This is a genomic window from Sphingopyxis sp. LK2115 (assembly GCF_014595975.1).
In the GTDB taxonomy this organism is placed as follows: Bacteria; Pseudomonadota; Alphaproteobacteria; order Sphingomonadales; family Sphingomonadaceae; genus Sphingopyxis.
This window is the reverse complement of the sequence record NZ_JABWGQ010000042.1, coordinates 127,058-139,537: the sequence shown is the minus strand read 5'-3', so window position 1 is coordinate 139,537 and position 12,480 is coordinate 127,058. Positions and strand designations below refer to the sequence as shown.

The following is a 12,480-nucleotide window of genomic DNA, read 5'->3' as shown; positions in this document are numbered from 1 at the left end:
CACCATGAAGATGAAGTCGGTCATTGCGGGCGAGTAAACCGCCCCGCCCGCGCATGGCCCCATGATCAGGCTGATCTGCGGCACCACGCCCGACGCCAGCACATTCTTCTGGAACACGTCGGCATAGCCGCCCAGGCTTGCCACGCCTTCCTGAATACGCGCGCCGCCGCTGTCGTTGAGGCCGATCACCGGCGCGCCGACGAGCATCGCCTTGTCCATCACCTTGCAGATTTTTTCGGCATGGCGTTTCGACAGCGAACCACCAAAGACGGTGAAATCCTGGCTGAACACATAAACCAGACGGCCGTTGATCGTCCCCGATCCGGTCACGACGCCATCACCGGGGATTTTCTGATCCTGCATCCCGAAATCGACGCAGTCGTGCTCGACATAGGCGTCGATCTCCTCGAACGACCCTTCGTCGAGCAGCACGTCGAGCCGCTCGCGCGCGGTCAGCTTGCCTTTGGCGTGCTGCGCATCGATACGCTTCTGCCCGCCGCCCAGCGCGGCGGCGGCGCGGCGGCGTTCCATTTCGGCGATATTGGCGGACATGCGGCTCTCCGGATGAATGCGACAGGCTCCCCTGCCTTGTTGGCGAGCGCGAGGCAAATGCGAATTTGCAAAATTGCAAAGTGCCAGTTTGCAAAGTATCAACCTCGGCGGCTCGTTCGTGTCGACCGAAGTCGCGATACCCAGCAGGCTTGCCCGGCATCGATGGGCATATGGGCTTCGCTCGATGCGAATGGGGACGGAGAATCAGGAACATGACCCGCCAACGCATTTTCGCAGGGACTCGCCTCAAAAGCCTGCGTCTCGAACGCGGCATCAAGCAGGCCGATTTCGCGTCCGCACTCGCCATCTCCACCTCCTACCTCAGCCAGATTGAGCATGACGACCGCCCGCTGACCCCTGCCCTCCTCGACCGGCTGCAAAAATTGTTCCCGCTCGAATGGGAAGAAGTCGCCGCCGACGCGGGCGACCGCCGTGCGGGCGCACTGCGCGAGGCCGCGGCCGATCCGCTCTTTGCGGCATCTCCCCTGTCCCCCGACCAGATCGAGCGCGCGGCGCTCCAGCAGCCGCAGCTCGCCGATCAGTTCATCACCCTCCACGCCGCCTATCGTCGCGCAGGCCAGCGGCTCCAGATCATCGACGAGGCGCTCACCGGCGGCACCGCCGAGGGTAGCCGCCTGCCGTGGGAAGAGGTGCGCGACTGGTTCCACGACGCGGGCAATTATGTCGACCGGCTCGACCGCGCCGCCGAGGCACTTGCAAACCAGCTCTGTGGGCAAGCCGCCTCGCCGCCCGTTGAACGGATCGAACAGCGACTGCGCGACGCGCTCGGCATTTCGATCGTCTATCAACAGGCGCAGGCGCTGCGTGATTTCGACGCAACCATGCGCCACCTCGTCATCGACCCGTCGCAGCCCGCCGAAACGCGTCGCTTCCAGCTGGCGCACCAGCTCGCGGCGCTCGCGCTGGCGGGCGAGATCGCGGTGGTTGTCGAGGCCAGCCCGCTGCGCACCGCCGCCGCGCGCCAGCTTCTTCACGTCGGCCTCGCCAACTATGCCGCGGGCGCGTTGCTGATGCCCTATGCCGCCTTTCGCGCCAGTGCGCGCGCGGTGCGCCATGACATCGACCGGCTGCGGCTCGAATATGGCGTGAGCTTCGAGCAGGCGTGCCACCGCCTCTCGACGCTCCAGCGTCCCGGCGCGCGCGGCATCCCGATGTTCTTCTGCCGCGTCGACATGGCGGGCAATATCACCAAGCGGCACAGCGCGACGCGGCTGCAATTCGCGCGCTTCGGCGGCGCCTGTCCCTTGTGGATTGTCCATGAAGCGGTCGCGATCCCCGACCGCATCCTTTTTCAGCTGGCCGAAACGCCCGACGGCCTGCGCTATGTGTCGATGGCGAAAGGGCTGGTGAAACCATCGGGCAGCTATGCGCGCTCCCCGCGGCGCTACGCCGTCGCCTTGGGGTGCGAGGCGCAATATGCGGACGATTTCGTCTATGCCGACGGGGTGGATGTGGACGCACCGCAGGCCGCAACGCGCATCGGTTCCTCGTGCCGCATCTGCCCGCGTGATGACTGCGACCAGCGTGCGTTTCCGCCAAGCGACCGGCCGATCCTGGTCGATCCGGACCGGCGCGATGTGGTGCCGTATCGTATCGGGTGACGGAAACGAAAACTGCCTTAAAGTCCGTTCACGTCGAACGAAGGGGAACAGCTGTCCCGCGATACGCTATTTCAACAACACCAGCTCTTCCGCCATGCTCGGATGCAGCGCGACCGTCGCGTCAAAATCGGCCTTGGTCAGCCCGGCTTTCACCGCGACTGCCGCGGCCTGCAATATCTCCGGCGCGTCGGGACCGATCATGTGCAGGCCAACGACCTGGTCGGTCGCGGCGTTGACGATCATCTTGTAGAGCGCTCGCTCGTTGCGACCCGCAAGGACATTTTTCATCGCGCGAAAATCGCTGGTGTAGACGCGAATCGAACCCAGCTTGTTGCGCGCCTCGGCCTCGGTCATGCCGACCGCCCCGATCGGCGGGTGGCTGAACACCGCACTGGGGACATTGGCGTAATCGACGACCGTCGGCCGGTCGCCGAACACCGAGTCCGCAAATGCCTGTCCCTCGCGGATCGCCACCGGGGTCAGCTGGATACGGTTGGTCACGTCGCCGACGGCATAGATGCTCGGCACCGACGACTGGTTTTGCTCATCCACCTTGATCGCGCCCGCCGCATCCAGATCAACGCCGACCTCTTCCAGACCGAGCCCCCTGGTGTTGGGGACACGCCCCGTTGCCATCAGCACCGCGTCGGTGACGATCGGCTCGCAATTCTCCAGCAGCACGGTCAGCGACCCGTCGTCATTCCTTTCGATCGAGCGGAAGGGCGCGTTGAACTTGAAATCGATGCCCTTGGTCATCGAAATCTGGAGCAGCCGGTCGCGGATCTGTTCGTCATAGCCGCGCAGGATCGTGTCGCCGCGGTTGACGATCGTCACCTTGCTTCCGAATTCGTTGAAGATGCCGGCAAACTCGTTGGCGATATAGCCGCCGCCCGCGATCACGACGCGCTTCGGAAGCGTTTCGAGATGGAACACCTCGTTCGACGTGATCGCATATTCGCTGCCCGGAAAATCCGGAACGTGCGGCCAGCCGCCGGTCGCGATCAGGATGCGTTCGGAGGTGAGCTCCTGCCCGTCGGCAAGGCGGACCTTCTGCGGCCCGATAACGGTCGCACGGGTCTTGAAAACCCGGACCTTGTGATTGTCGAGCGTCTGGCCATACAGTCCTTCGAGCCGGTCGACCTCGGCCAGCACATTGTCGCGCAGCACGTCCCAATCGAAACGGCAGTCGGGAACGTCCCAGCCGAACTGGCGCGCGTCTTTCAGGTCTTCGGCGAAATGCGCGCCATAGACGAGCAGTTTCTTGGGCACGCAGCCGCGGATCACGCAGGTGCCGCCGACCCGATGCTCCTCCGCCACCGCGACGCGCGCGCCGTGCGAGGCCGCGACGCGCGACGCGCGCACGCCGCCCGAACCGGCGCCGATGACGAACAGGTCGAAATCGAAATCGGACATGAAGAACCCCTGACATGAACAGGCCGCCGTTCGCGGCCCGCGCCTATGTGGTTACGCGCGGGCGCAATGCCAATCGATTTTTACGCTGAGCCTAATCGCCGAGCGCGGCCTTCATCAGCGCTTGCGTCGCCGGATCGAAGCCAGCCGTCCCTTCGGCAAGCCCCTTCGCCATCTCCTTGCCCAGTTCGACGCCGAACTGGTCGAACGGGTTGATGCCGAGCAGCACGGCATTGGCGAAGACGCGATGTTCGTAAAAGGCGATCAGCGCGCCCAGGCTTCGCGGGGTGACCTGATCGAGCAGGATCGTGGTTGAAGGACGGTCGCCCGGATAGTTGCGCGCACCGTCGTCGCTTCTGCGCCCCGCCATCAGCGCCGCTCCTTGCGCGATGCAATTGGCGACCAGCGTTTCGTGATGCGCTTCGTCGAGCCGGTGATCGGGCTCGCGCGCGACGACGAATTCGACCGGCACCAGGTGTGTGCCCTGATGGAGCAGCTGGAACACCGCATGCTGGGCATCGGTGCCGACACCGCCCCAGGTGATCGGCGCGCTTTGCTGCGCGAGCGGCTTGCCGTCCAGCGTCACCGACTTGCCGTTCGATTCCATCTCGAGCTGTTGCAGATAGTCGGGAAGCAGCCGCAGCCGTTCGTCATAGGCAAAGACCGCGCGCGTCTGGCAGCCGAGGCGGTTGGCATAGATCTGGTCGACGAAGGCGGCGAGCAGACAGATATTGTCGGCGCCATCGGCAAGGCGAAAGTGGCGGTCCATTTCCGCGGCGCCTTCGAGCAGGTCGGCAAAGGCGTCCCATCCAAGCGCAAGCGCCGCAGGAAAGCCGATCGATGACCAGAGCGAATAACGCCCGCCGACGGTCTCGCTGAACGGCAGGATACGCGTTTCGTCGATCCCCCATTCCATCGCACGGCCGGGATTGGCGGTGAGCGCGATGAAACGGCCGACCGGGTCGGCGATCCCCGCCTCGTCGAGCCATTGCAGCGCCGAATTGGCGTTGAGCAGCGTTTCGGTGGTGGTGAAGGTCTTGGACGCAACGGCGACCAGCGTATGTTCGGGACTGAACCTGGCAAAGGCTTCCTCGAGCGCGGCGCCATCGACATTCGAGACGACCGCGACGTCATAACGGTCGCTGTGGCGGCCGAGCGCATCGACGAGCAGGTCGGGACCGAGCGCCGAGCCGCCGATGCCGATGTGGAGCAGGTGGCGGATTTCGCCGAATGCTCCCGCCTCGATCGCGTCAATCATCATCCGCATTCTTTGGTGCAGCGCCTGCGCGGCATGAACCGTTTCGGGCGCGCCATCGCCGCGCTCGGCGCTATGCTCGGCGGCGCGGTTCTCGGTCGGATTGGCGATGCCGCCCGAAAAGAGCGTCTTGCGCCGCCCGCCGAAATCCTGTGCCTCGGCGAGGCCCGACAGGATTGCGACCGCCGTATCGTCGAGGTGCGTCTTGGCAAAGTCGAAACGGATGTCGGCGACGTTGCGCACGAGCGCCTGCAGGCGCGCGTCGGGATCGGCGGCGACCAGATCTGTCAGTTTCTGCGGCTGCCAGTCGGCAAGGGCCTGCCAGGCGTCGGAGGCGGTCGTCATGGAATCGTCCTTGATTATCCGTTCGTGTCGAGCAACGCCGAGGCATCCGACGCGCGGCGCCACGACGACGGGCATCTCGACTTCGCTCGATGCGAACGGGGTGAGATGTCGGCCCTTCTCTAAGCCCGCCGCTCGCACGGCGCCAGCGCCAGCCGCCGATATTCGCTTGACGTGGCATCCTATTCATCGCCAATGCCGCGGCATGACCGAAGCCAGCCTTGCCGCCGATAATTCCCCCTCGCCGTCCGCGCCGACGCCCGCGTCGGCGAAGGAAGAGGCCGTCGACACGGTGCGTTTCCTCGCGCTGCTCGCCATCGCCGTGCTGCTGTTCCGCAGCTTTTTCCTGTCACCCTTCAACATTCCATCGGAATCGATGCAGCCGCGACTGCTGATCGGCGACTATCTGCTCGTGAACAAGATGGCCTATGGCTACACCAGACATAGCCTGCCGTTCAGCCTGCCGCTGATCCCTGGCCGGATTTTCCCGCGCACGCCCGAACGCGGCGATGTCGTCGTGTTCAAAGCGCCGCCGACGGCCGACAATGACTATATCAAGCGCGTGATCGGCCTTCCCGGCGACAGCGTCGAGCTGCGTGACGGCATCGTCTGGCTCAACGGCAAGCCGTTGCCCCGCGAGCCCATGCCCGATTTCGTGATCCCGGTGACGCCGAACATGATCGAAGCCGCGCGCGCATCCGGCACGCTGCCCTGCTATGCGATGGAGTTCGAGGAGGTCGGGCCGGACGGCCAGCGCCAGTGCCGTTACAAACAGTTCCGCGAAACGCTGCCGAACGGCAAGAGCTATGCGATCCTGGACATCGTGCCCATCGCCGAGGATAATGTGCCGCTTGTCATCGTGCCCAAAGGTCATTTGTTCCTGATGGGCGACAATCGGGACCGCAGCGCCGACAGTCGCTTTCCGGCAATGGAGAATCAGGGCATCGGCCTGGTTCCTGAAGAAAATCTGGTCGGACACGCGCTCGTCAGCATGTTCTCGACCGACGGATCGGCGAGCTGGATCAATCCGATCAGCTGGTTCACCGCGGCGCGCTGGGACCGCATCGGGGACGGTTTTTGAGCGATCCTCTCGACACCAGGGCGCTCGCCGAGATCGTCGGCTGCATCCCTGACGATCTGACGCTCTATGACCTGGCCTTGACGCACGGCAGCACGGGCCTTGCCGATTATCAGCGGCTGGAGTTTCTGGGCGACCGCGTTCTGGGGTTGGTGCTGGCATCCGAACTCTACACGCGCTTTCCGGCCGCGAGCGAGGGCGAGATGTCGTCGCGGCTGCATGTGCTGGCATCGGGCGCGACCTGCGCCGCGATCGCACAGCGGCTGGGCCTGCCCGCGATGATCCGCTTTGGCGCGCAGGCGCGGAACGATGGCGGCCGTTACAGCGACAATATCGCCGCCGATGCGATCGAAGCACTGATCGGCGCGCTGTATCTCGACCGGGGCATTGAAGCGGCGCGCACCTTCATCCTCGCCCAGTGGGGCGCAATGATCGACGGGCAACAGGCCGCACCGAAGCATCCGAAAGCCGCGCTTCAGGAATGGGCGCTCGCGCGCGGTCGCCGTCCGCCCGAATATGAAATCATATCGCGCGAAGGCCCCGACCACGCCCCGCGCTTCCGCGTCGCCGTTCGCGTTGGCAAGCTGGCGTGCGCTGAAGCCGTGGGCGCGAGCAAGCAGGCCGCCGAAAAGGCGGCCGCGGCAGCGCTGCTCGCCGAACTCGAAGGACAGGAAAAATGACCCAGCGCTGCGGTTTCATTGCGGTTGTCGGAGCGCCTAACGCGGGCAAATCAACCCTCGTCAACGCGCTTGTCGGCCAGAAGGTCGCGATTGTCAGCCCCAAGGCGCAGACGACCCGCACGCGGCTGATGGGCGTCGCGATGGAGGGCGAGACGCAGATCATCCTGATCGACACACCAGGCATATTTGCGCCCGCCCGCCGCCTCGACCGCGCGATGGTCGCTGCCGCCTGGGGCAGCATCGAGGATGCCGAAGCGATCCTCGTCATGGTCGATGCCGCGGCGAGGCTGACCGGCCGCGTCGAGCGCGTGCTCGATGGCGTCGCGGGCCGGTCCGAGAAGAAATATCTGGTCCTGAACAAGGTCGATCTGACCAGAAAGGACAAGCTGCTCACGATCGCGACCGAACTCAACGGCAGGGTCGCGTTCGACGAAACCTTTTTCATTTCGGCGAGCACCGGCGACGGCGTCGCCGAGCTCAAGGCGCACCTCGCGAAGCTGATGCCCGAAGCCCCGTGGCACTTTCCCGAGGATGAGGTCAGCGACGCGCCCGAGCGGACGCTCGCCGCCGAAATCACGCGCGAACAGCTCTATCGCCAGCTGCACGAGGAACTGCCCTATCAGTCGACCGTCGAGACCGATCTGTTCAAGACGCGGCCCGACGGCAGTGCCGAAATCCATCAGCAGATACTCGTCGCGCGCGACAACCAGCGCGCGATCGTGCTCGGCAAGGGCGGTGCGCGCATCAGGGAAATCGGTGCCCGCGCGCGCGCCGAGCTCTCCGAACTATTGGGTCGCAAGGTTCATCTGTTCCTGCACGTCAAGGTCAAGGAAAACTGGGACGAGGACCGCAGCGTCTATCGCGACATGGGGCTCGACTGGGTGGACTGAGGCCCGCATTCGCAACGCCGCGAGCGGTTGCGCGGTCGGGACAGGGAATAAGCTTTCGGCCTTTTTGGGTCACGCCAGGCAGAACCAGCCATCCGGCCGGCGGAAGGAGCGTGCCATCGGTCCAACATGCCAAAGTTCAGGAAAGGTCAGCCCTGTGCGCCCCCGATCTGACGCTCCCCTCGCTTGATCGAGCCGACTCCTGTCCGCGTTCACAAGCCTGGCGGCGATCGTTTTACCTGCATAGGAATGAGTCAGGCCGAAGGCTGGCACAAGCGCATCTTGTGGACCGCGTCTTTCCGGTCTCCGCTTGAGGATCTGTCGTAGCGCAACCAAGCCCCTTCCGTTAAGGGGAAGGGTTTAACGTCCGCAACCGGTCGCTCCCCGGCCGCCTGGCTTCCGAGCGATTGAGACTGCCGCTTAATCCCCCGCTTTCTTCCTTGTCGCAGCCTTCTTCTTGGGCGCCGCCTTCTTCTTGCCTTTCGCCGGCCCCTTCGCGGCGCGCGCGTCGATCAGCGCGATCGCCTCGTCGGCGGTCAGCGTCGCGGGATCGGCGGTCTTGGGCAAGGTCGCATTGGTGGTGCCGTCCGTGACATAGGGGCCGAAGCGCCCTTCCATCAGCTTCATCTCGCCGCCGCTCACCGGGTGCGGGCCGAACGTGTTCAGCGGCTCAGCCCTGGCGCGACCGCGCCCGCCGCCGTTCGCCGCCTCGGCGATGCGCACGACAGCGGCGTTCATCCCGATGTCAAAGATTTCGGCGGTGCCGCTCAGCTTCGCATATTTGCCGTCGTGGAGCAGATAGGGTCCATAGCGCCCCAGCCCCGCGACGATCGGCTTGCCCGTTTCGGGATGCACCCCGACTTCGCGCGGCAGGTTCAAAAGCCGCAGCGCATAATCGAGATCAAAATCCTCGACCGGAATGTCTTTGGGGATCGACGCGCGTTTCGCCTCCTTGCCCTCGCCAAGCTGGATATAGGGACCGAAGCGCCCGCTGCGCCGGGTGACTTCCAGTCCGCTATCGGGATCGGTGCCCAGCGTTTCGGGGCCATTATCCGCCTCGCCATGGCCGCCAGGCTGCGCGAATTTGCGGGTGAACTTGCAGTCGGGATAGTTGCTGCATGCGATGAACGGCCCGAACTTGCCGCCGCGCAGCGCCAGCTTGCCGGTGCCGCAATTGGGACAGAGCCTGGGGTCGCTGCCGTCGCCCTTGTCGGGAAAGAGATAAGGGCCGAGAAACTCGTCGAGCGCCGCGGTGATCTCCGACGGCTTCTGCTCCATCACCTCGCCGGTGCGTGGCTTGAAATCGCGCCAGAAGCGTTCGAGCACCGCCTGCCACTGCGCGCGGCCGCCCGACACGTCGTCAAGTTCTTCCTCAAGCTCCGCGGTAAAATCATAGCTGACGTAACGGGTAAAGAAGCGTTCGAGGAACGCCGTCAGCAAGCGCCCGCTCTCTTCGGGAATGAAGCGGTTCTTTTCGACCGTCACATAGGCGCGGTCCTTCAGCACCTGGAGGATCGAGGCATAGGTCGACGGGCGCCCGATGCCGAGCTCTTCCATCTTCTTGACCAGGCTCGCTTCCGAATAGCGCGGCGGCGGTTGCGTTTCGTGGCGTTCGACCTCGACCCCGGTTTTTGCCGGCACGTCGCCCTTTGCCATCGCGGGCAGCAGGCGCGCGTCATCGTCGTCGGAATTGTCGTCGCGGCCCTCGTCATAGAGGGCAAGGAAGCCGGGGAACCTCACCACCTGGCCGGTTGCGCGCAGCACCGTCTTGCCGGTGCCGTCGGACAGGTCGACGCTGGTGCGTTCAAGCCGCGCCGACGCCATCTGGCTCGCGAGCGCGCGCTTCCAGATCAGCTCATAGAGCCGGGCATGGTCGCCGCTGCCCACCTTGTCCTTGCTGAAATCGGTCGGACGAATCGCTTCGTGCGCTTCCTGCGCATTTTTCGCCTTGGTCTGATACTGCCGCGGCCTGTCGGGGACGTATCCGCCGTCGTAGCGCGTCGCGATCGCCTTGCGCGCCGCGCTGATCGCGCTGCCGTCCATCTGGACGCCGTCGGTCCGCATATAGGTGATCGCGCCATCCTCATAGAGCGCCTGCGCGATCCGCATCGTGTGGCTCGCCGAAAAACCCAGCTTGCGGGCCGCCTCCTGCTGTAATGTCGAGGTGGTGAAGGGCGGCGGCGGGTTGCGCGTCAGCGGTTTGGTCTCGACCGCGTCGACGGTAAAATGCCCCGCCTTCACATCGGCCTCGGCGGCGCGCGCATCGGCTTCGCTGGTGATCGACAGCCGCTCGATCTTGTCGCCCTTCCAACGCGACAGCCGCGCCCTGAACGGCGTGCCGCCCATTTCGAACAGTCCGGTGACCGACCAATATTGCTGCGCAACAAAGGCTTCGATCTCGCGCTCGCGCTCGACCACCAGCCGCAGTGCGACCGACTGGACGCGCCCCGCCGATTTGGCGCCGGGCAGCTTGCGCCACAGCACCGGTGACAGGGTGAAACCGACGAGATAGTCGAGTGCGCGCCGCGCACGATAGGCATCGATCAGATCGGCGTCGAGCGCGCGCGGATGCGCCATCGCGTCGGTCACCGCCTGCTTGGTGATGGCGTTGAAGGTCACACGGTCGACCGCGGCGGGCAGCGCCTTTTTGCTGCGCAGCAATTCCTGCACATGCCAGCTGATCGCCTCGCCCTCGCGGTCGGGGTCGGTCGCGAGGATCAGACGGTCGGCGCCCTTCGCCGCGTCCGATATTTCCTTCAGCCGTTTTGCCTTGTCGGGATAAAGCTGCCACTGCATCGCAAAGCCGTCGTCGGGATCGACCGACCCATCCTTCGGCGGCAGGTCGCGGATATGGCCATAGCTTGCCAGGACCTTGAAATCGCGGCCCAAATATTTCTCGATCGTCTTTGCCTTGGCCGGCGATTCAACAATTACCAACTGCATTCAAAACCATCCCTGTCACCGGCGCTTACATGTGCGCGCGAGGGTGGCGGGGATCGTTAGATTCCGTCAAGCGGCTTTTTGCGTCACCCGTCCTGCCATCTGAAATCGGCGGGCAGGATACATTTTCCGCGGTCATAATCGCCTACGCGGCGGATAATTTCGCTGTCGTCCGGTTCGATCCGGCGGCCGCTGATCTGGGCGTCAATCACGCGACGGACGAGCGCGTCAAGCCGCGTGACGAGATAGCAGTCGATTGCCGGCGGCGCATGGGGATTGCCGACGCCGCTGTCGTCGGTCAGGAACAGGTAGCGCGACTGCGTCGCCGCCGCCATCGCGCGCATCGCATATTCGGCCTTGTCGGCGACGCCCGACGCGGCGACGGGCGTGATGTGGATGCGTTTCGCGCGCGCTGCTTCCGCCGCGGCCCAGGTGCGGGCGAACCTGTCGTCGTGCGGCGGTGCGTCGGCGACGAGCAGCAGCGACTTCACCGCATCGGGGCGCCAGTCCTGCGCCACCGCGCGGATCAGCGCCTGATCCATCGCCTCGGGATAGTCGCCGCCGCCATTCGCCTGCTGACGCGCCAGCGCACCCTGGACGCGGCCAATGTCGCGGTCGAAAGCGACCGTATGCGTCACATAATCATCGCCTATGTCGCGATAGAAGACGAAGCCGACCCGGATGTCGAGGTCACGGTGCTTCGCAGCGATCGCACCGATGATCGATCGCATCTCGGCCTGCAAATAGCGGATTTCATCACCCATGCTGCCCGTGGTGTCGATGACGAGCATCAGGTCGAGTTTGGTGGCTTTCGTCGCGGCGCGATGGGCGGTCACCCCGACCACTTGCCCGCCGGCGGCGTGGCTGACGAGCACGGGCCGCGCGTCAGCGATCATGTGCCCAGCCTTGCGTGCCGACACGCTGATCCGCTCGCTCAGCCGGTCGAGGCCGGGAAAGAAGACCGCGCTGCCGTCGGCGTGCGTCGCCATGGTGATGCTGTTGCCGTCGCTGCACGTGACGGTCACATCGGCAAAGGGGATGGGCTGGCCATTGCGGTCTGCAACTTTCACCGTCACCACGCGCGTCGTATCAACGCGCGGCAGGTCGCGGACCTCCTGTCCCAGATGGGCGCTGCGGTTCACATAGGCGGCGTAAAGCTCCGGGTTGAGCAGGTCGTCATGTTCGCCTGCCGTCAGAATGCCCGACTGCGGTTGCGGCTGCGGCCACGGACGCGGCGGGTGCGGAAGGCGAATGCGCGGATCGGCTGGCGACGTTACGACAGACGAAGAGGCGTCGGCGGATACCCGCGATCCGGTCACAGCGACCTCCGCCACGGACTCTGCACTCTCATAGGATGGCGGCGGAACCGTCGGTGTCGGCGGCGGTGGCGGTGGCGGCGGCGGGGGAACGGGCGCGGCCATTGCTGTCGCGTCGCCGTCGCGTCCGCCGCGGCCATCGGCCCTGTCACCCGATTCCGATTGGCGGTTCGGTGTCGTTTCGGGATCCAGCTGCGGCAGCGGCGGGGCATTACGGCAATAGGCCTGTCCGCGCTCGGCGGTTGGCTGGGCAATGGCGGGGGGAATGGGCGCGGGCACGCTGGCCAAAACGGCGACCAGAGTGACCCTTGTCAGAAACCGGCTTCGCATCAACGACCTCCCCGCATGTGATACAATATCATCAGCCTGTCGCGTTACCGCTGAACCGTGGCTGAACC

At 65.0% G+C, this 12,480-nt stretch carries 9 protein-coding genes; 4 read left to right on the top strand and 5 right to left on the bottom strand.

Going from position 1 to position 12,480, the window contains the following annotated elements; genetic code table 11:
- Window positions 1-552: carboxyl transferase domain-containing protein (locus HUW43_RS08560; protein ID WP_317450843.1), on the bottom strand; the 552-nt coding region annotated here is incomplete at its 3' end.
- Between the two features lie 212 nt (window positions 553-764).
- Here HUW43_RS08560 and HUW43_RS08555 point away from each other — a divergent pair.
- Window positions 765-2,174 (top strand): short-chain fatty acyl-CoA regulator family protein, encoded by a 1,410-nt coding sequence (locus tag HUW43_RS08555; RefSeq protein ID WP_188237006.1) that lies wholly within the window; start codon window positions 765-767, stop codon window positions 2,172-2,174.
- 66 nt (window positions 2,175-2,240) lie between these two features.
- Here HUW43_RS08555 and gor read toward each other — a convergent pair whose 3' ends face one another.
- On the bottom strand, window positions 2,241-3,587 hold the full coding sequence (gene gor / locus HUW43_RS08550; protein ID WP_188237005.1) for a glutathione-disulfide reductase: 1,347 nt from the start codon (window positions 3,585-3,587) through the stop codon (window positions 2,241-2,243).
- 91 nt (window positions 3,588-3,678) lie between these two features.
- On the bottom strand, window positions 3,679-5,184 hold the full coding sequence (gene pgi / locus HUW43_RS08545; protein ID WP_188237004.1) for a glucose-6-phosphate isomerase: 1,506 nt from the start codon (window positions 5,182-5,184) through the stop codon (window positions 3,679-3,681).
- Window positions 5,185-5,386: 202 nt separating this feature from the next.
- Between pgi and lepB the strand changes: the two genes are divergently transcribed.
- From lepB to era, 3 genes are read left to right on the top strand one after another with little or no spacing between them, the layout of a single operon-like run.
- Window positions 5,387-6,262 carry a signal peptidase I gene (gene lepB, locus HUW43_RS08540; protein ID WP_188237003.1) on the top strand — a complete coding sequence of 292 codons (876 nt, stop codon included), beginning with the start codon at window positions 5,387-5,389 and terminating at the stop codon, window positions 6,260-6,262.
- Window positions 6,259-6,939: a ribonuclease III gene (gene rnc, locus HUW43_RS08535; protein WP_188237002.1), complete on the top strand. Its 681-nt coding sequence runs from the start codon at window positions 6,259-6,261 to the stop codon at window positions 6,937-6,939. Before lepB ends, rnc begins: the two co-directional genes overlap by 4 nt.
- Window positions 6,936-7,829, top strand: a complete 894-nt coding sequence (gene era / locus HUW43_RS08530; protein WP_188237001.1) for a GTPase Era — start codon at window positions 6,936-6,938, stop codon at window positions 7,827-7,829. Before rnc ends, era begins: the two co-directional genes overlap by 4 nt.
- 417 nt (window positions 7,830-8,246) lie before the next feature.
- Here era and topA read toward each other — a convergent pair whose 3' ends face one another.
- Complete coding sequence (gene topA, locus HUW43_RS08525) at window positions 8,247-10,769, bottom strand: type I DNA topoisomerase (RefSeq protein WP_188237000.1); 2,523 nt, start codon at window positions 10,767-10,769, stop codon at window positions 8,247-8,249.
- Between the two features lie 83 nt (window positions 10,770-10,852).
- A complete protein-coding gene (locus tag HUW43_RS08520; protein WP_223181385.1) occupies window positions 10,853-12,412 on the bottom strand; it encodes a VWA domain-containing protein in 1,560 nt (519 codons plus the stop codon).
- Window positions 12,413-12,480 lie beyond the last annotated feature (68 nt).

What these genes read in the sequence shown, in the direction of transcription:
- pgi (WP_188237004.1), bottom strand. Translation starts at nt 5,184, where the DNA reads ATGACGACCGCCTCCGACGCCTGGCAGGCCCTTGCCGACTGGCAGCCG.
- gor (WP_188237005.1), bottom strand. Translation starts at nt 3,587, where the DNA reads ATGTCCGATTTCGATTTCGACCTGTTCGTCATCGGCGCCGGTTCGGGC.
- era (WP_188237001.1), top strand. Translation starts at nt 6,936, where the DNA reads ATGACCCAGCGCTGCGGTTTCATTGCGGTTGTCGGAGCGCCTAACGCG.
- lepB (WP_188237003.1), top strand. Translation starts at nt 5,387, where the DNA reads ATGACCGAAGCCAGCCTTGCCGCCGATAATTCCCCCTCGCCGTCCGCG.
- topA (WP_188237000.1), bottom strand. Translation starts at nt 10,769, where the DNA reads ATGCAGTTGGTAATTGTTGAATCGCCGGCCAAGGCAAAGACGATCGAG.
- HUW43_RS08520 (WP_223181385.1), bottom strand. Translation starts at nt 12,412, where the DNA reads ATGCGAAGCCGGTTTCTGACAAGGGTCACTCTGGTCGCCGTTTTGGCC.
- HUW43_RS08555 (WP_188237006.1), top strand. Translation starts at nt 765, where the DNA reads ATGACCCGCCAACGCATTTTCGCAGGGACTCGCCTCAAAAGCCTGCGT.